The sequence below is a fragment of the Komagataeibacter xylinus genome (assembly GCF_031081985.1).
Taxonomy (GTDB): domain Bacteria; phylum Pseudomonadota; class Alphaproteobacteria; order Acetobacterales; family Acetobacteraceae; genus Komagataeibacter; species Komagataeibacter xylinus_E.
Genome location: NZ_JARWSK010000008.1, coordinates 151309 through 169936, shown reverse-complemented (window position 1 = coordinate 169936; position 18628 = coordinate 151309). Strand labels below are relative to the sequence as shown.

The 18628-nt window shown below is 58.2% G+C and carries 14 protein-coding genes and 2 pseudogenes; 10 read left to right on the top strand and 6 right to left on the bottom strand.

What is annotated here, in order from left to right; genetic code table 11:
* Nucleotides 1–102: 102 nt before the first annotated feature.
* The 8 genes and pseudogenes from QEG70_RS14905 to QEG70_RS14870 form a co-directional block, all read left to right on the top strand.
* Nucleotides 103–615 (top strand): annotated as a pseudogene (locus tag QEG70_RS14905) (transposase); the annotation flags it as partial.
* Between the two features lie 198 nt (nucleotides 616–813).
* Nucleotides 814–1290: a hypothetical protein gene (locus QEG70_RS14900; protein WP_370664434.1), complete on the top strand. Its 477-nt coding sequence runs from the start codon at nucleotides 814–816 to the stop codon at nucleotides 1288–1290.
* 11 nt (nucleotides 1291–1301) lie between these two features.
* Nucleotides 1302–2549, top strand: a complete 1248-nt coding sequence (locus QEG70_RS14895) for a TolC family protein (RefSeq protein ID WP_019092071.1) — start codon at nucleotides 1302–1304, stop codon at nucleotides 2547–2549.
* Nucleotides 2546–3697, top strand: coding sequence for an efflux RND transporter periplasmic adaptor subunit (locus QEG70_RS14890; RefSeq protein WP_110569787.1), 1152 nt, complete (start codon nucleotides 2546–2548; stop codon nucleotides 3695–3697). Before QEG70_RS14895 ends, QEG70_RS14890 begins: the two co-directional genes overlap by 4 nt.
* A complete protein-coding gene (locus QEG70_RS14885) occupies nucleotides 3697–6771 on the top strand; it encodes an efflux RND transporter permease subunit (protein ID WP_308721324.1) in 3075 nt (1024 codons plus the stop codon). Before QEG70_RS14890 ends, QEG70_RS14885 begins: the two co-directional genes overlap by 1 nt.
* Nucleotides 6771–7442, top strand: coding sequence for a response regulator transcription factor (locus QEG70_RS14880; protein WP_014106853.1), 672 nt, complete (start codon nucleotides 6771–6773; stop codon nucleotides 7440–7442). Before QEG70_RS14885 ends, QEG70_RS14880 begins: the two co-directional genes overlap by 1 nt.
* Nucleotides 7439–8776 (top strand): histidine kinase dimerization/phospho-acceptor domain-containing protein, encoded by a 1338-nt coding sequence (locus tag QEG70_RS14875; protein WP_014106854.1) that lies wholly within the window; start codon nucleotides 7439–7441, stop codon nucleotides 8774–8776. The genes QEG70_RS14880 and QEG70_RS14875 overlap by 4 nt, the downstream gene beginning before the upstream one ends.
* Before the next feature lie 167 nt (nucleotides 8777–8943).
* Nucleotides 8944–9354, top strand: a complete 411-nt coding sequence (locus QEG70_RS14870) for an RrF2 family transcriptional regulator (RefSeq protein ID WP_082267083.1) — start codon at nucleotides 8944–8946, stop codon at nucleotides 9352–9354.
* A 244-nt stretch (nucleotides 9355–9598) separates the two neighbouring features.
* On the opposite strand, the pseudogene QEG70_RS14865 reads toward QEG70_RS14870, so the two are convergent.
* The 3 genes and pseudogenes from QEG70_RS14865 to QEG70_RS14855 form a co-directional block, all read right to left on the bottom strand.
* Nucleotides 9599–10353 (bottom strand): annotated as a pseudogene (locus tag QEG70_RS14865) (IS5 family transposase); the annotation flags it as partial.
* A gap of 209 nt (nucleotides 10354–10562) precedes the next feature.
* Complete coding sequence (locus QEG70_RS14860) at nucleotides 10563–11309, bottom strand: sulfite exporter TauE/SafE family protein (protein WP_241503147.1); 747 nt, start codon at nucleotides 11307–11309, stop codon at nucleotides 10563–10565.
* 190 nt (nucleotides 11310–11499) lie between these two features.
* Nucleotides 11500–12897: a sensor histidine kinase gene (locus tag QEG70_RS14855; RefSeq protein WP_053324002.1), complete on the bottom strand. Its 1398-nt coding sequence runs from the start codon at nucleotides 12895–12897 to the stop codon at nucleotides 11500–11502.
* A gap of 453 nt (nucleotides 12898–13350) precedes the next feature.
* On the opposite strand from QEG70_RS14855, the gene QEG70_RS14850 reads away from it, so the two are divergent.
* Nucleotides 13351–14037: a response regulator transcription factor gene (locus QEG70_RS14850; protein ID WP_007396728.1), complete on the top strand. Its 687-nt coding sequence runs from the start codon at nucleotides 13351–13353 to the stop codon at nucleotides 14035–14037.
* Between the two features lie 431 nt (nucleotides 14038–14468).
* Here QEG70_RS14850 and QEG70_RS14845 read toward each other — a convergent pair whose 3' ends face one another.
* The 3 genes from QEG70_RS14845 to QEG70_RS14835 form a co-directional block, all read right to left on the bottom strand.
* Nucleotides 14469–15176, bottom strand: a complete 708-nt coding sequence (locus QEG70_RS14845) for a VIT1/CCC1 transporter family protein (protein ID WP_308721328.1) — start codon at nucleotides 15174–15176, stop codon at nucleotides 14469–14471.
* Nucleotides 15166–15735, bottom strand: a complete 570-nt coding sequence (locus QEG70_RS14840; RefSeq protein ID WP_231289985.1) for a cytochrome b — start codon at nucleotides 15733–15735, stop codon at nucleotides 15166–15168. Before QEG70_RS14840 ends, QEG70_RS14845 begins: the two co-directional genes overlap by 11 nt.
* Nucleotides 15736–15993: 258 nt before the next feature.
* Complete coding sequence (locus QEG70_RS14835; RefSeq protein ID WP_029335552.1) at nucleotides 15994–16476, bottom strand: hypothetical protein; 483 nt, start codon at nucleotides 16474–16476, stop codon at nucleotides 15994–15996.
* Nucleotides 16477–17045: 569 nt separating this feature from the next.
* On the opposite strand from QEG70_RS14835, the gene QEG70_RS14830 reads away from it, so the two are divergent.
* Nucleotides 17046–18587: a carbohydrate porin gene (locus QEG70_RS14830; RefSeq protein WP_039998442.1), complete on the top strand. Its 1542-nt coding sequence runs from the start codon at nucleotides 17046–17048 to the stop codon at nucleotides 18585–18587.
* Nucleotides 18588–18628 lie beyond the last annotated feature (41 nt).

Below are 18628 nucleotides of genomic sequence, written 5' to 3'. Positions count from 1 at the left end.
TCTCCATGTCATCGCGTTCGCGTGCTTCATGCTAAGAAATGCAGCTATGCTCGCCCAAGGTGCATAACACCCTCTAGCCAGCTGTGGCAGAGCAGCACAAGTGGGCAAGACGCCACGCTTTCGGTGGGTGTTATTGACAGCCAGTCGGTTAAAACCGCTACAACAGCGGCCGCTGTGGTTATGACGCGAGCAAAAAAAATCAAGGGTCGCGAGCGGCATATCTCGACCGGCACGCTGTGTCATGTCGTGGCAGCTGTCGTGCATCCCGCCGACATTCAGGATCATAACGGTGCGCCGCCGGCAGCAAGCAAAATACGCTCATTGTTCGCTTGGCTGCGCCATCTGATTGGTGAGGGTGGATATGCTGGCGAGAAGTTGCGTGGTGTGCTGGTCGAACGTGGCCGACGGACGATCGAGATCGTCAAGCGCAGCGATCGGGCTGAAGGCTTCATCATCATGCCGAAACGCTGGATCGTGGAGCGTCGCTTCGTATGACTCGGACGCTGCCGCCGTTTCACGAAACATGTCGAGGCACCAATCTCGTTATCCTGTGCACAGTTGATGATTGTCCATATCTGCAGGGTGCTGAGACAAATCAATCAAACCGCTTTCTAATTCAGGCTCTAACAGAGCCTTAAATTCACATATGAAATTATCGCTTACTCTAAATATAGAAATGATAATCATTTTCATAATATAAATTTTCTTTTGTAGACCGGATGTTCAGGTTCACGTCAGGTTTCTCTGTTACCGTCAGAAAGTCGTCGTCGTGATGGCAGGAACTTTATGTACGCCGGGGAACAGACGCTTATTATGCAAAGGATAGTGCGGGATAGTCTGTATGCAGCCTGTATTTTCTTCCTAGGGGTGTCGGCCGCTTGGGCGGATGATGGGACAGAGGGCATATGTATGACGGTCCGGCATGGTATACGTTTGCATGTAGATGGCATGTATGGGGGTTATCCCCATTCCGTACTGCGTGACGCCGTGCTGCAGGGCGTGGCGTGCCCCTCTGATGAAGCTGAACGGCATGTCTTCGGTCTCATTGCCGACCCGCCGCCACACCTGCGTATTTCCGTTACGAGGCCCATGGGGCAGGGGCAGCAGGGGGCGATTTCGGCCCGGCTGTTCTCGCAGGGGCATTTTGTCATCGGGGAACGCATGTCCCTTTCGCCCCTGGCGCGTTCGCAGTCCCCGTTTTCGGTCACGTCCGAGATCAATCTGCTGATGGCGCGACTGTGGAGCGATTTGGCCGAACGGATCAGCCATGGTGGTCGCGCCATTCCATGATGGCCTGAAGCATGAACCGCGCCATCCCCCCCATCGTGTCGATCGCCATGGCCTGTGCCCTGCCATGGATGGCCCTGGCCCAGGACGCCCGCCCTGGCCCATCCTTCCATGAAGCCGTCGGCATGGCCTGGGCGATCGATCCCGTCCGCACCGAACTTCAGGTCGGCCATCATTCCGCCCGCGCCCGCGCCAGCGCTGCCGGGTCATGGTTTGCCGGCGGCCCGACCCTGTCGGGTGAATACATGGATGACCACATGCTGGGCAGTAACGAAGGCTATACAACCTATCAGGGCGGCGTGTCGGTGCCGCTATGGCTGCCGGGGCAGGGCAGCGCCACGAAACAGGTCGCCAGCGCGGAAGCCGCGTCGATTGATGAACAGCTCAATGTCGAACACATGGCACTGTCCATCCGGGTGCTTGATGCAGGCGCCGCCGCCCTGATCGCCCGCAGCCGGGTGGATGTGGCCCGCACCCTGTATGATGCGACCGCGCGCATGGCCGCCAGCGCCACGCGCGCGGTGCAGGGGGGCGAACTGGCCGCGACCGACGGGCAGGTGGCGCAGGCGGCGATGGAGAACGCGCGCGATGAACTGGCCCTGGCACAGGAGGAAGCGCAGAACGCGACTACGGCCCTGGAGGTGCTGCTGGGGCGCCCGGTTGTGCCTGACCTGAGCCGTTATGGTGGCGGCGACGTGACGCAGGCCCGTTTTGTCAGCCCGCGCGACATGGAAGACAACGATCCCCGCATAAAGGTCGCGCACCGCAATGTGGAAGCCGCCGAAGCGAACATGAAACTGGCGCGCCGTTCGTTCATGCCCAACCCGGAAATCGGCGTGGACGCCATTCATGAAAAGCAGTACGGCAGCCCGTGGGATGATCGTGTGGGCGTGAATTTCAGCATCCCCCTGCCCAGCGAGGTCCGTAACACGCCCATCATGTCCGAAGCCCGCAACCGCCTGGCCACGGCCACCAGCCAGGAAACGCAGGCGCGGCGCATGGTGCATCTGGAAATGATGCGCGTGCGTGAACGCCTGATCGCGGCCACCACGGCACGACAGGCTACCCGCAGTGCCGCAGAGAATATGGAAAAGCGGGCCCAGGCGCAGGAACGGGCCTGGCGGGTAGGCGAAGCCGGTGTGGATACGGCGCTTGCCGCCCGGCAGGCGGCCGCCAATACCCGACTGGCCAGTGCCCGGGCTGAGGTGGAATGGCATGTCGCCAGCATCCGCATGCTGATTGCAACAGGTGTTGTGCCATGAAGCGGATTGCCTCCATCCTGTTTCTTCTCGGCCTGCCCGCCCTGCCTGCCCATGCAGGGGAGGGGGCGCTGCCCCCGATCGTGAAGCTGGACGGGGCGGCGGTTGCCAATGAAGGGGTAACCATCGTCACGGCCACGCCGGGTCGCGTGGCACCCATGCTGCCGGTCATGAGCCGGGTCATGCCCGATACGACGCGGGTCGTGCATATCCATCCCGCCGGCAGTGGCAAGGTGCTGGCAGTACTGGTACAGCCCGGAGCATCCGTGCAGCGGGGGCAGGCGCTGGTGCGCTATCAGGATCATTCCCTGCATGTTGCGCGCCTGCAGGCGGTTCAGATGCGTGCAGCGCTTGCTGCCGCCATTGCGGCCCGGACCGATGCGGCAGGCGCGGTGCAGCGGGCTAGGGCACTGGCTGGCGAGAGCATATCATTGGCCGAACTGCGCCGCAGGCAGGACGTGCTGGCACAGGCGGATGCCACCATGCGTGCACGCCAGGCGGATGTGGACACGTTGGGCCACCGTTTTGCCGAGGAGTTCAATTCATCATCGGAGCAGGACAGTCAGGGCGCGGAAGACGAAACCTCGACCCTGATCTCCCCTGTCAACGGCATGGTGCAGGTGATCGGTACGTCAGTGGCGGGTGATGTGGACCCGAGCATGGATGTGGCCACCGTCGCGGATCTGTCCAGCATATGGCTTGTCTCCGACATCCCGCCGGACCAGGCGGCGCGGATCGCACCAGGCGGCCAGCAGGTAACGCGGACGGCAGACGGCCCGTTTACATCCCGTATCGATACGGTGGACGGGATGGCCAGTTCCCTGACCGGGCTGGTCCGGGTCATAAGCCGTGTGTCAAACCCCACTGGCGCGCTGGTGCCCGGTATGGTGCTGGATTCCGCACTGGCTCAGCGTGACAGCGTGGCGGGTCTTGTCGTGCCGTCCGAAGCCATCCAGCAGATTGACGGGCGCAGCGTCGTGTTCGTGCGGGTGAACGCGACGGACTACCGGCCGGTCGTGGTCGATGTGGCACTGGATGACGGGCGGCAGGCAGTGCTGCGTTCCGGCCTGACAGAGGGCGAGCCGGTGGTGGGTCATGGTAGTTTTGCCCTGCGTTCCGTCATCGGTCTGGCCGGAATGGATGCAGACTGATGGCACATGCCTACCTTGCCACCCTGATCCGCGCGCGCATGCTGGTGCTGGGCGGTCTTGGCCTGCTGCTGGCCGCGGGCATCATGACTGTCCTGGGCCTGCCGGTGGAAGCGGTGCCGGATATTTCGCCCCGGCAGGTTCTCGTCTCGGTCGTGGCGCCGGGCCTTGCGACGGAGGAAGTGGAAAAACTCATCACCTTTCCCGTCGAGACCAGCATGACCGGAATCCCCGGCATGACTGACCTGCGTTCCGTATCGCGCGGCGGCGTCTCGGTGGTGTATGTGCAGTTTGCCGATGATACCGACATCAACCTGGACCGCACCCGCGTGAACGAGCGCATACAGCAGGCGCGTTCAAACATATCCGTGCCCGGCATTACCGTCAGCATGGGGCCGCTGGCCACTGGCATGGGCGAAATCATGCAGTTCCAGATCCGTGGCGCGGGGCGTTCGCTCATGGAACTCAACCGCATCATGAACTGGACCGTGGTGCCGCAGATGCGTCTTGTACCCGGTGTGGTGGATGTCAACGTCAATGGCGGGGCGGAAGAAACCTATGAGGTGACGCTGGACCCCGCGCGGCTGATCGGCAGCAACCTTTCGGTAGGCGAGGTCTATCGTGCGGTGGATGCCGGCAACGCGGCATCCGGCGGCGGATGGATCACGCACCATGCCGAACAGCAGAGCGTGGTCGGACGCGGGCTGGTGGGCAGCCTTGCAGATTTTGGCAACATCGCCGTGCGGACCAACCCTGATGGTTCAGTCGTGCGGCTGCGTGACCTGGGGCGCATCACCACCGGTGCGCGCACCCGGCTGGGGGCGGTAACGCGCGACGGGCAGGGCGAAATCGTGATCGGCGTGGTGATGATGGAAAGCGGGGCCAGTTCCAACGCCACCCTTGCCGCGATCGACCGCGCCCTGCCGGGCATAAGGCAGGCGCTGCCCGCCGGGGTTACGATCGAACCCTATTACACCCGCGCCACCCTGACCGGGCAGACCATCGCCACCGTGCGTGACAACCTGGTCATGGGCGCCGTGCTGGTGGTGGGGGTGCTGGTGGTGGTGATCGGGAGCTGGCAGGCCGCCCTTGTCATTGCCTCGGTCATTCCGGTTGCCCTTGTCTGCGCGATGGCGGGCATGCGGCAGTTCGGTATCTCGGCCAACCTGCTCAGCCTTGGCGCAATCGATTTCGGCATGATTGTCGATGGTTCGCTGGTGGTGATCGAACATGTGCTGTCGCGGCGGGAGGAAGAACCGGAAGCGGAATTCATCCCGCTGGTCATCTCGTCCGTGCAGCAGGTCATGCGCCCGGTGGGGTTTGCCATACTGGTCATCATCATGGTCTACCTGCCGATCCTGACCCTGCAGGGGATCGAGGGGCACATGTTCCGCCCCATGGCGCAGACGGTCATCATGGCGCTGCTGGCGTCGCTGGCGTACTGCTTCATCTGCGTGCCCGTCCTGGCCGCCCTTGCGCTGGGGGGCGTGCGGCCTGCGGGTGATACGCGGCTGATTGCCTTCCTGCGCCGGCCCTATACCCATATGGTGACATGGGGGGAAACCCATCCACGCATCCTGTTTGGCGGTACGCTGGTGGTGCTGGCCCTTTCAGCGGGGCTTGCGATGAGGCTGGGCGGTGAGTTCATTCCCCAGCTTGATGAAGGGGCGCTGGCGGTCACCACCACGCGGCTGCCCTCGGCCTCGCTCGACACCGTGCTGGCGTCGGTCACGAAGCAGGAACAGATCCTGCGCCGCTTTCCCGAAGTGCGCTCCGTGGTCAGCAATACCGGCACATCCGCCATTCCGACCGACCCGATGGGCGTGAACGAGACCGACAGCTTCATCTTCCTCAACCCGCCCTCTACATGGAAGACCGCCCGCACGCAGGCGGGGCTTGTGGCCGCGATGGATGACACCCTGCGGCGCGAACTGCCCGATGCGCTGTATTCGTGGAGCCAGCCGGTGCAGATGCGCATGGACGACCTGCTGTCTGGCGTGCGCACGCAGATCGCGGTGTCGATCTTTGGCGATGACCTGGCCACGCTGGCCAATCTGGGTGACCGGGTGGTGGCAGCCATGTCGGGGGTGAAGGGAGCGGCAGACGTCGCGGCGGCGGGTGATGGCACCGTACCGCTGATCGTCGCCGATATCGACCGCACGCAGGCCGCCAGCCGCAATGTGGCGGTGCAGGACATTCTGGATACGGTGGAGGCGGTTGGCGGGCATGTCGGTACAAGGCCGGTCATCGTGGACAATGCCATCATCGGCACGCAGGTGCGTCTTGACCCCCGCACTGTTACATCTGCCGCCGCCGTCGCCGCGCTGCAGGTCCGGCGCATGGACGGGCAGGGCAATGTCCTGCTGTCACAGGTGGCGCATGTGCATGAAGTCGATGGCCCGCCGCGCATAAGCCGTGACCGGGTCCGCCGGCGCATGGTGGTGCAGGCCAATGTGCGCGGGCGCGACCTGGCCGGTTACGTGGCCGAAGCGCAGGCCCGTGTGGCGCGGGAGGTGAAACTGCCCGCAGGATATACCATGGAATGGGACGGGCAGTTCCGTAACCTGCAATCAGCCACAAGGCGGCTGGAAATCGTGCTGCCCGTTGCCCTTGGCCTGATCTTTGCGCTGCTGGTGGTGGCGTTTGGCGCGGTGCGGCCCGCGCTGCTGGTGTTCGTCAACCTGCCGGTGGCGGCAACCGGCGGCATCGTGGCGCTGACGCTGCGCGGCATGCCGTTCAGCATTTCGGCGGGGATCGGCTTCATCGCGCTGTTTGGCGTGGCGATCCTGAATGGCGTGGTGCTGGTCAGTGAGATCGCAGCCCTGCGGGCACGGGGAATGGCCGTGGCACAGGCGGCCTTTGCGGCCGCGGAATCCCGCTTCCGTCCCGTCATGGCCACAGCCCTTGTCGCCAGCCTTGGCTTTTTTCCCATGGCGTTTTCCGAAAGTGCGGGCGCGGAAGTCGAGCGCCCGCTGGCCAGCGTGGTGATCGGGGGACTGGTTTCGTCCACGCTCCTGACGTTGCTGGTATTGCCTTCATTATACGCCCGGGTCATGCGGGAAAAGGATCAGGACTGATGCGTATCCTTATTGTCGAGGATGAATACGATCTGGGTGTGGCGGTGCAGGAGCGCGTGGGTCTGGACGGGCATGCCGTGGACTGGTTCACGACGCTGGAGGACGCGCGCGCGGCCATGGCAACGGTCGATTATGATTTCATACTGCTCGACCTTGGCCTGCCCGATGGAAGCGGGCGCGACCTGCTGCGTGAGGTCCGCCGGACATCGTCTGACATCGCCATCCTCATCACCACGGCAGAAGACCAGATCAGTGACCGTATCGCGGGTCTGTCCGAAGGGGCGGATGATTATATCGTCAAGCCCTATGACCTGAATGAACTCGTGGCCCGCATTGCGGCGGTAGCCCGCCGGTATGCATCGCCGCGCAGGCAGGCGCACTGCCGCGTGGGAGAGATTACGATAGACCGGGAGAACCGGTCCGTATCGCGTGATGGCGAGCGGCTGGACCTGACCGCGCGCGAATGGAGCATCATGGAACTGCTCTCGCGCAGTCCGGGCCGGATCTATTCGCGCCAGCAGATCGACACGGTCCTTTATGCGCTGGATCGCGAAGTGGACAGCAATACTGTCGAGGTCTTCATCAGCCGCCTGCGGCGCAAGCTGGGCAATAACGTGATCCGGACCATACGCGGTCGTGGTTACTGCCTGGATGGAAAGAACGGCTCATGAAAAGCTGGAGCCTGTCCACCCGCATCATCAGCAGCGTACTTATGGTCGTTATTCTGGGGCTGCTGATCCTCAGTATCGCCGTGGGCGGATTTACCCGCTACGAGGTGACGGAACGGCTGGATAACTCGCTGCAGGAAGTGGCCGAGCGGTTGCAGACGGCGGTGGCCACGCGACTGCACGAACCGGGTGCGGCGTCATCCATCGCCTGGCTGCCCGAGGCCGGACCGCGCACACTGGCCTATCAGGTCGTGGACGTGAGTGGACATGTCGTGCTGCGTTCCCAGAATGCCCCGCAAACCGCATTTGTCAGCAACTGGCGGACCGGGTTTGCCAACGTCCCGCATTTTCGCGTTTATGTCGCGTCACCCGTGGCGGAGAAATACCGTGTCCTTGTGGGGGAACCGACCTTCCACCGGCGCGAGGCCGTCCGGCGCGCGATGCTGATCTCTGTCGTGCCCATGCTGCTTTTCATGCCGGTGATCTGGTGGCTGGTGCGCCTGATCGTGCGGCGCGCCCTGCGCCCGCTGGACCTGCTGCATGACGAGATGCGCGCACGTGGCAGCGGCAACCTTCAGCCCATTCCTCCCCTTGATCTCCCTGACGAACTAGTCTCCATCCAGCGCTCGATCAATACGCTGTTGGCGCGGTTGGAGGCAGCGCTCTCTACCGAGCGCGCCTTTGCCGCAAGCGCTGCGCATGAACTGCGTAACCCGCTTGGAGCCCTTCTGGCGCAGGTACAGATGCTGGGCCGACTGATGCCGGCGGGTTCGGATACGGGCCGGCGGGTGGAGGTCATTGCCGACCGGACCCGCAGGCTGGGCCGCACGGTGGAAAAACTGCTGCAGTTTTCCCGCGCCTCGTCCGGCGTCGCTTTCCGGCGCGACCGTTTCGACCTGATGACCGTAGTGCGTGTCCTTGTCGATGATCTTGGGCATAATCCGTGTGACGGGCAGGGCATTGTCATCGCGCCAGACGGGATTCACCACATATTCGTACATGGTGACATGGATGCGACCGGCATCATGTTGCGCAACCTGCTTGAAAACGCCCTGCTGCATGGAGGGCACCATATGCCCGTGCGGGTGGCCGTGCTACCAGATGGTGGAATCGACATCACCAATGACTGCCCCGCGCTGCCACCCGGCATATTCCAGCGGCTGACTAGCCCATTCGTGCGCGGCGGGACCGGTAATCATGGCAGTGGCCTGGGTCTCGCCATTGCCAGTAATATCGCTACCCAAATGGACGTTACTCTGCGCTTACGTTCCCCACTTACAGGATCTGCCAGAGGATTTGGTGTGTGTGTCACCTTTCCAAACTCGAAGGTAACCTAATTCATGACTGTAGAGGAACAGACGCGCAGGCAACTCCATTTTGCGTACTCTACTCCCCTATGTCACGAATGCCCTACGTCACGGTTGCCTGGTAGCAGCCCGTTGGCAATATTCTGAGAGCCTGCTTGGGAAAATCAGTCAACACGTGCCTATGGGTGGTGGGGTTGATGCGTCTTTCGCTGCGTACCGACTACGCTTTCCGTGTGTTGATCCACTTGGCGTGTAATCCTGATTCGCGTGTTACCGTCAGGAACATCACTGAGTTGCATGGCATTTCGCACAATCATCTTGTGAAAGTTGTACAACACCTGTGTCATGCCGGGATCGTACAAGGTACCCGGGGACGTACTGGTGGCATCCGTCTGGCTGTGTCTGCCAGAAACATAAACGTCGGTCATATTATGCGGCTCATGGAAACTGAAAAAGAATCCCCTGGTGCCTGTCACTCATCTGGCAATAACCAGTGTATACTGGGCAATGCTTGTCAGTTTCGCCATCTCATAGTACAGGCCGTTGATGCATTTATGGCATTTTCCGATGGGATGAGCTTACTGGATCTCACTAGTGGTTCAGGATAATGTGTTTGCTCACTTTTCCATCCTGGCATGATGCCTCCCTCAAACACTTGATAGAACATTTGAAGCCGTCGATGAAAAAAATATCACTGTAGTCATAGTGAATCTCGTGTGAAGTAAGATTCATATAATCTTCAGGTGAAAAGTTCACTTTGTTGCGGGTAATATAATGATAGCGGACGTTATTATTATTACGGTGTTGAAAGATTTTTACCAAAGTACGGACGGCTTCTAGGCTCGGGACACATAGCCAGAACATGACGGTTGCGGTGAGACAGATGGCTGAGAAGAAGACGGTCGGGCACCTGTTGTAGCGGGTTGCAACCCGCCGCCAGCCCTTGAGCCTTCCGAATATGATCTCGACGCGATTGCGGCGTTTATATTTTCTCTTGTCGTATCTGACCGGTTTTCCGCGAGATTTCTGTCCTGAAATGCAGGGCTTTTATACCTTTTGCTTCCAGGGCGTCCCTGAACCAGTCGGCGTCATCCCCGCGATCTCCCGGCATCCATTGTGCTTCAGGAAGACTATCCAGCAGGGCAGCGGCATCGGTATAATCGCTTATCTGTCCCGCAGTCATGAAAAAGCTCAGCGGTCGCCCACTCTGGTCGGTGATCGCATGCAGCTTCGTGTTTATGCCCCTCTGGTGCGGCCGATCAAGCGACCTGGATCCCCTTTTTTAGCCGCACGCTCGAAGCCGTGCGGTGTGCCTGGAGATACGTCGCATCAGTCATGATGGTCTGGGGCTCTGCCTTTCCGGCAGCCAGACCGTCCATCATCCGGGCGCAGATCCCCATGGCGCCCCAGCGCTTCCAACGGTTTTAGAGCGTCTTATGTGGACCGTATCCCCGGGGCGCATCGCGCCAGCGCAAGCCGTTCCGATTGACAAAAATGATGCCGCTCAGCATTCGGCGGTCATCAACGCAGGCTCTACCATGGCTCTTAAAGAAAAAGGGCCGCAGACGCTCCATTTGTTCGTCCGGCAGCCAAAACAGGTCGCTCATCTCCAGTCTCCTCACAGAGCCTGAATCAGATTCCCGCACTCAAATCAATGGGTTGTTATCATAGGGGATGAAGCCAGTCTGGAAAGCACTCGGGGGCTCAACTCGCGTTCATCACTATTTTCCCATTCGACCGCGAAAGTGTGTTGCCGCCATGACACGGACGCTGCGGCTTCATGGGCTACGTGGGCGAAATGCACCGTGACATTTGCCTACCGCGCTAACTGACTACTGGCGGAGATCACCATCATGACACCCGCCACGACCATGGCGGCATGACCAATATGGTGAAACAAGCGATCATGTAGGTGCGGCAACAGGTACTTCATGATTATTGATGACAGAACCGCCGCCGCAGCAACAGCGATACCCGCAATGCTGGCCCGGGTATTCAACAGGCCGAACTCAGCGTAGAGAGCGATCTTGAGCACATGCAGCATGATTTCGTTGGCCGCGCGGGTTGCGACGATTTCTTCCTTCCGGAGACCAAGTCGATAATAAAACCCATTGAACACCAGGCCGACCGCTCCGGTAAAACCGGAAATGAAGCCGGCGGTAGCACCCAGCACGTGCAGTTCGATAGCGTGGGGCGTTTTCACAGTGACCTGGGGTGCAGGCTTGCGAAAGAGAAGGGGAAGATTGCCCATCAGGAATACGCCAAGAAGCAGCGACAGATAGGCTGGCTCCATACGGCTCAATGCCCATGCGCCCAGGGCGGCGAAGGGCAACGCGGTGGGCGCAAAATGCCGGACGATGTCCCACCGGATCGCCTGCCGGAACGAGATGATGCGCGTCGCCGAACTGGCAACTGTCCCGATCGACAGGGCGGCTGGCACCTGAGTGCCAGGCAGCACCAGCCCCAGCAGGGGCATTAGGAGCAGCCCGGCACCGCCTCCCGACACGGCGCTCAGGCCAAATGCCGCGGCTGATGCAACCAGAATCAGGGACCAGAGCAGCATGGTTTGTATGAATCCCGATTTGGATCCCTGCTCGCCGGGACCGTTGCAGGCGGCCACATCGCATGGGCGCGCGGCATCATTATTTCTGGCGAAAGCTCACGGGGATGTCAGCTTACAATGCCCCAATCTTCAGTCGTATTTGCACATCTCTAACCAGCCAGGAGGTCTGCTGTCTATGAGGCCGTGAAGGCTAGATCTCTATGGGTAATTTAACGATACACCTTACGCCAGGGTTGTTGTGAGACAAGACGATCGTGCCCCGGTGCAGTTGTACTACGGCTTTCACCATGGTAAGCCCTAGCCCGTTACCGTCATGCGTACGGCTTGTATCAAGACGGACAAAGCGGTCGAATACCCGAAGCATGGCTTCGTCCGGAATGCCTGGACCATTATCGGCTATTTCTATCGTGATGGTCTTGTCCGAAAGCATTATGGTCGCTGTGATGGTGGTCTGGTCAGGCGTATGGCGTACGGCATTCTCGATCAGGTTGGAGAATGCCTGCCGTAAAAGGACTGGATGACCGGTGACGGTAGGGCAGGCGGGAATGATTTCGGTTTCCAGGCGCTGTCCATTGTCTTCGATAACGGAGCGATACGGTTCTAGAACTGATTCCAGAAGTCGTGCGGGATCGAGGGGTTCCATTTCGTTGTTCCATGCCCCGGACTCAAGTTGCGCCAGCTTGAGCAGCGAGGAAAATATTTCCAATGCGGCATCCAGATCCTCGATTGCACACTCGACCTGCTCATGCATGGTATCGGAAGGTCCATGTGCCCCAATGGCGCGCTCAAGATTCTGGCGCATACGCGCCAGCGGGCGGCGCATGTCGTGCGCGATGTCATTGGAGACCTGTTTCAGACTTGCAATCAGGTATTCATTCTGGTCGAGCATCGCATTGAGGCTCTCCGAGAGATGATCAAGCTCATCATCCGTGCCACGTAGCGGGATGCGGCGAGACATATCGCCCTGCATGATGCTCCGTGCCGTCCTGCTTATCGTCTCGATCCATTTCAGGATCAGGTTGCTCAGGAAAAGGCCGCCCGCTACCCCTATCAGACCAAATCCTGCAATGCCCCACAGGATCGTTGTCCATAATGCGCGTTGGAGATGCGTCAGGGGCGAGGCATCCATGCCCACGAAGTAATAGCCGCCGTCATCAAGGCGATAACCTATTCCATAAACGATATCCTGGTTGATTTCTTTCGGCAGGCGATGGGACCATGCCAGCCAGCGTTCGCCCGGCACTGGTCGCAGATGCAGCATGTTGCCTGCGACAATGACCTGTCCGGAGTCCTGAAGCAAATAATGGAAACCGGGTTCATGTTCGATCAGTCCTTGCACAACTGGCAGGAGATGACGGACATCCGCAACACCAGCATCTGCAAATGTCTCATGGCTCTCGTTCTCCACTTCCCGGCGGATCTGCTGGCGCATGGTTGACTGGCTGTAAAGGCCTGACGTTATAGTCATGACCATGCCGCCCAATATAAAAAGACCGGCGAACAACGTGACGATACGAAACGACGTCGTGGCGATGATACGTCGTGTCTCCACATTTCGGCGTCGGGATATCCTATTCCACGACATCATTGGACATATTTATCATGTAGCGACATCCTCTCAGGATATGGATGACCGGACAAGATCCACCCGTCCCCGATCATGACAGGTCCGGTTGGCATAGGCTCCAGCCCTGTGGCCTGACTTTACCCTCAATGGTCTTTCCGCGTTAACCCCTTTGCCTTGTCCTGTCCGGAGAGAACTTACCGTCTTTTATTTTTTATATGCCTGCGCGTACGTAGTATTTGTTTTAATACCGTATAAAATATAATACATATACATCCACATTTATGATATGTATCACATGAAATATTGATATTATTTATTCTGTATTCAATTTGGAGACATGGTCGATACATTAAAAAATGCCAATAATTGTCTATCCATCGTCATGGATGGTGTCATGTAACAATGATTCTGATAACCTGATCAAGAACTCAGTCTCGCTGGGCGGGACATTAAATTTGTTGATTGGCCTGCTTCATGACGCTGGTAACACGCCCCCGCCTGCTTTTGGTTGAAGATGACCACGCAACTACGGATTACGTGCGGCAGGGACTGGAGGAAAGCGGAATTGACGTGGTTTGTGTCGCTAACGGGACCGATGGATCGCAGCATGCCCTGTCGCAAACGTGGGATATCGTCATTCTGGATCGCATGCTGCCTGGTCTGGATGGACTGACAATTCTCATGCGCATGCGCTCTTATGCCATCATGACGCCAGTCCTGTTCCTGACGACGATGGATGGCGTACCAAGCCGTGTCGCCGGTCTGCGGCATGGTGCGGATGATTACATGATCAAGCCATTTGCATTACGCGAGTTGGTCGCGCGCGTGCAGGTACTGCTTCGTCGATCATCTTCCTTCCAGCATACAACAATAATGAATGTGGCTGACGTTGAACTCAATCTGCTGACGCTTGCAGTGACACGGAATGGCGAAAAGGTTCTTCTGCAGCCTCAGGAACTAAAACTTCTGGAATATTTCATGAGGAATGCAGGCACGGTGCTTTCCCGGCAAATGTTGCTGAAGGATGTCTGGCATATGGATTTCCCGGTTCGTACGAACATCGTCGAAACGCATATTTGTCGTCTGCGGGAAAAACTGGGGCAGGACGGCCAACCTCTGATCCACACCGTCAGGGGTAGCGGTTATGTCATGAGTGCGTGACTCCCTGGCGGTATAGGATGATCTTGCATGCATGCCCGGTGCGGCCATCCTGGATGAGATGGGTACGCAAGCAGGATGACCATGGCGTGTAGGCAAATGCCTTTCGGTCCGACATCGTAGTCGGCCATTAACGATCGCAGCGACAACGGAATAGAGATCACTGCGCATATAATTCGCGTCCCGCAGGAGAAGCGGGGTTCCCATAGCCGCCTTGGGAAAGTCTTCAAGGAAGTTGATGCCCACTATCTATTGCCGGGATAGCATTATCCCACAGACCCATTTCTATGTAATATTATATTGTTTTTGTCACGATATAAATGAAATACAAGTCGCATGCAGAGCACTGAAACGACAGCCTTTGATAGCACAATTACAAGAAGTACATTCACGATATCATTCCATTCGTTCAATATACAGAAATATTTAATACATTATCTCTGTACCCCGAATATCCGGCCGATGGCAGCCGTCACGGCCATCGCTACGATGCCCCAGAATATGACCCGCATTGCCGGACGCCATGGTGAGGCCCCACCTGCACGCGCACCCACGACTCCCAACACCGCCAGACCAATCAGGGATACAGCGGATACACTCCACGAGACCACGCTGGCTGGCGACAGCAGGGCTGCCAGCACGGGCAGTATGGCACCGGAAGAGAATGCGCTAGCCGATGCAAAGGCGGCCTGTACCGGGCGCGCCGCAGTCGCGTCCGAAATGCCGAGTTCATCGCGGGCGTGCGCCCCCAGTGCATCATGCTTCATGAGCTGAAGGGCAACCTTGCGTGACAGAATATCATCCAGGCCACGCTGACGGTATATCCCGGCCAGTTCGCTCACTTCAGCGTCCCAGCTACTGCCAAGCTCCTTTTTTTCGCGGGCGAGGTCAGCCTTCTCAGAATCCGCCTGCGAGCTAACGGACACATATTCCCCTGCGGCCATGGACATGGCCCCGGCAGCCAGACTGGAAATTCCAGCCAGCAGGATGCTCCCCTGTGTCGCATGGGCGCTGGCGACACCAATGATCAGGCTGGATGTTGACAGGATACCATCATTCGCCCCCAGAACAGCGGCCCGCAGCCAGCCCAGACGGGAGGTCGCGTGGATTTCTTTGGGGCGCAGCGGTATTTTACTTTCCATATTCATCGGATACATTCCCTGTCAGCAGCATTCTCTGAAAAACATTGTCCCGGAGAATGAAGTAATGAAAACACGCGGCCAGCGCATGACCCGTGGCAAGCACGATGATCAGCCAGCCATTCCACTGGTGCAGCCAGTGCAGAATGCCGACTGTCGATGTCGGAAACCTGCCAAAGGGCGGCATGATCTGGATGGACAGGAAACTCATGGCCTGCCCATTGCCCCATCGCCACAGATATCCCAGGAGGATTTCCAGCAGGACTAAACCATACAGGCTGTATTCCACGCAGCGCGCCAGCATGGCATCAAGCCAGCGATCGGCGGCGCGGATCTGCCGTCCCCAGCCTAGTCGCCATAGCAGGCGTGCGGGAAACAGAACGCTCAGTACCATGCCTGCCGTCAGGTGGGTCACCACCAGTTGATGGTGTAGCGGGTTCCGGAACAGGCCCCATAAATTCGCGGTTGCGAACTGCAGTATGATAATGGCCGTGCATCCCCAGTGGAAAATGATTGTTGGTGCGTCATAACGTGCTGGGGAAAGGCCAGATTTGTATTTCATCCGAACGATCATATCACTCAAACATGACGCGAACCTGAACGATTGGCCGCCTTGTCGATACCTGCGGTCCGTTGGTGTTCAGACTGTAAAAAAAGAATGGAGATGGTAAACCCACGACGACACCGGCAGCGAGCAAGGAACCTGTATCCAGATAACTGTGTGGCGCCCGTGACCTAATGACATCGCAGAATATGTGCAAGCTACGGCCATTTTCGGTAAACCGGATCGCAAATGTGATGGACTGAGCTTGTTTCCCCGTTATGGAATGGCACGCTTCCCCTGTGCGATCCGGTTCGCCAGATCGCCCCATAGGCGTGCTGTTGCAAGGTTGATGTCTGCCTTTACCGAAAAAGGAGACTGGGTGCGTGAGAAAGGAGAGAGGGACATCCGTTCGCCGATAACGAAATGCCCTTGTGAAAACAGCATGATGGACAGCGATCCCTGCTGGCCCTGCCCGATGGGGCGCATGACGGCAATACGCATATGGGGCGGCGGTATCGCAATGGTATGGAAAGCGCGTAGTTCTGCATCCCCCGAAGGACAGGCTACGCTCTCCAGCACCGCATCACGCAGGACGGAATGGGGATATCCGCCATACGTGCCGTCGACATGCAGCCGGATACCCTGTTCCACTGTCTCGCAAATACCGTTTGTTTCTGTTTCTGTTTCGGCGCGCGCCACACAGCCGGATATGCTGACTATCATCAGGATTGCCAATCCGTAATGCACTATCGATCTCATAATATTTGTCCGGCCTCCTGGCACCTGACCCTGGCCATGCCATCATGCCGATGCTCGCTGTTCTTGTAACACGCAGACATGACGTGAACCTGAACACGGAAAATAAGGTCACGGGGGAGACGCTGCTAGCAAGAGATCAGCCGTTATGAGCAATGGTAGGGCGGCCAATCCTTGTAGCAGGCAGCATGGTACTCAGTATTACCACGCATGCCGGCGATCATTTTGTGCAGGCAGCCAAAGTGAAAAGTCTGAATTGTTTTCCATAGAAGCGGCAGCCGCGATAATTTATTTTCCGCTATGTGTTTTCGTCCATCGCCAAAGCAGAATAGACACCTTTTTATGACCTTCAGGCATATTTTTTAAAAATAATAAATTAAATTACGAGAACGATATAATATCACAATTCTCTTTTATTCACATTGTGTCTTTAACAAAAACATCATGTTGTGGAAAGAAGACCGGGTATATGATATCTGTCTGGATTACGACCTTTTTTACGATAATATGAGAAACATTTGCGACCGTGCGAACTGACATCACGCAGGATTCCGGCGGTTTGCGTTACCCGATTGTCCCGGCGTGTATGTGAGGGAATTTTCTTCTGGGGCATCGGCGGTTTCATCTCCGTTGCGGGGCAGGCCCAGACCGCCATTGCGGGTGGGCAGGCCCATCTGGGCGCCAGTACACCTTTCTTGGCCCAGATTGACCCGGCGACCGTGCGTGATTCCTGGCAAGCAGGCGCAATCACGACCAGCCACAGCCAAGATACGCCGTCTGCCGGTGGGAGCCTGCTGGGGAATATGGGGGGATTGCGTCCATGGCTGGCCCGCTACGGCCTGACGCTGAGCATTCAGGACGTCAACGAGTTATGGGGTAACGCCACGGGCGGGATCGGCAGTACCAATGGCGATGGCAGGGGATCGGGCACGGGCCCTTCCTATATCGGCATTACCATGCCGACCCTGATGGCGGATCTGGAAAGGATGATCGGGCTTAAAGGCGCGACAATCAACATCAGTGCCCTGCAGATCCGGGGACGTGCCGTCACTCAGGACCATCTGGGCAATTTCAACCCCATCAGCGGATTTGAGGCGGATCGCTCCACCCGCCTGTTTGAACTTTGGTACCAGCAGTCCTTTCTCAGGGGCGCGCTGGACGTCAAGATCGGCCAGCAGGATCTCGATACGGAATTCCTGATCAGCGATTACGCGTCCCTGTACCTCAACGCCAATTTCGGATGGCCAATGGGTCCTTCGGTCAATCTTTATGCTGGCGGTCCTTCATGGCCGCTTGCAGCTCCCGCAATCCGGTTGCGCTACCGACCCGGTGAAAAATACACATTCATGTTCGCGGCGGCGGATGACAATCCGTCGGGTAATCAGGATAGCAGTGTCTTTGGCGTGACCGGAAACCCGGCGGACCCCACCAGCCAGACCATAAGGGATGGAAGTGGCACGCAGTTCAATATGGGAACCGGCGCGCTACTGATTACCGAAATTCAGTATGCCTTCAATCCTCAATCTGGCGACAGTGGACGCGCGGCCAGTCATCCGGGCCTGTCAGGCGTTTATAAACTTGGAGGCTATTATGATACGGCACGATTTCCGGATTATCGATATAACACACAGGGACTGTCTCTTGGCGCGGATGGTGGTACACCCCGCTGGGATCGGGGAAACTGGCTGATTTACGGGATAATCGACCAGTTGATCTGGCGTCCGTCGCCTGATGCATCACGCGCACTTGGCCTGTTTGTCCGGGCGACGGGTAATAGTGGTGATCGCAATATCATAAACTTCGCCATTGATGCCGGCCTTAACCTGAAGGCGCCCTTTTCAGGCAGGACGAATGATACACTTGGTCTGGGCTGGGGTATCGGTCGCGTCACATCAGGCGTGCGTGCCTATGATCGCGCGCGCGGTGCGCTGGTGCAGGGAAACGAAAATCATTTTGAACTGACCTATCAGGCCCAGATCACACCATGGATGGTCGTGCAGCCCGATTTCCAATATGTCCTGAACCCCTCGGGCGGCACGGGAGATCCATCCTGTCCGACGCGCCTGATTGGTAATGAAGCCGTATTCGGGTTGCATACCAATGTGAATTTCTAGCTGAACCTAGAATGAAAAGGCGGGGCAACACAGTCTGGTCG

Bases quoted from the DNA above. Each gene is read 5' to 3' on its own strand.
- QEG70_RS14900 (WP_370664434.1), top strand. From the start codon at position 814: ATGCAAAGGATAGTGCGGGATAGTCTGTATGCAGCCTGTATTTTCTTC.
- QEG70_RS14895 (WP_019092071.1), top strand. From the start codon at position 1,302: ATGAACCGCGCCATCCCCCCCATCGTGTCGATCGCCATGGCCTGTGCC.
- QEG70_RS14890 (WP_110569787.1), top strand. From the start codon at position 2,546: ATGAAGCGGATTGCCTCCATCCTGTTTCTTCTCGGCCTGCCCGCCCTG.
- QEG70_RS14885 (WP_308721324.1), top strand. From the start codon at position 3,697: ATGGCACATGCCTACCTTGCCACCCTGATCCGCGCGCGCATGCTGGTG.
- QEG70_RS14880 (WP_014106853.1), top strand. From the start codon at position 6,771: ATGCGTATCCTTATTGTCGAGGATGAATACGATCTGGGTGTGGCGGTG.
- QEG70_RS14875 (WP_014106854.1), top strand. From the start codon at position 7,439: ATGAAAAGCTGGAGCCTGTCCACCCGCATCATCAGCAGCGTACTTATG.
- QEG70_RS14870 (WP_082267083.1), top strand. From the start codon at position 8,944: ATGCGTCTTTCGCTGCGTACCGACTACGCTTTCCGTGTGTTGATCCAC.
- QEG70_RS14860 (WP_241503147.1), bottom strand. From the start codon at position 11,309: ATGCTGCTCTGGTCCCTGATTCTGGTTGCATCAGCCGCGGCATTTGGC.
- QEG70_RS14855 (WP_053324002.1), bottom strand. From the start codon at position 12,897: ATGATGTCGTGGAATAGGATATCCCGACGCCGAAATGTGGAGACACGA.
- QEG70_RS14850 (WP_007396728.1), top strand. From the start codon at position 13,351: ATGACGCTGGTAACACGCCCCCGCCTGCTTTTGGTTGAAGATGACCAC.
- QEG70_RS14845 (WP_308721328.1), bottom strand. From the start codon at position 15,176: ATGGAAAGTAAAATACCGCTGCGCCCCAAAGAAATCCACGCGACCTCC.
- QEG70_RS14840 (WP_231289985.1), bottom strand. From the start codon at position 15,735: ATGAAATACAAATCTGGCCTTTCCCCAGCACGTTATGACGCACCAACA.
- QEG70_RS14835 (WP_029335552.1), bottom strand. From the start codon at position 16,476: ATGAGATCGATAGTGCATTACGGATTGGCAATCCTGATGATAGTCAGC.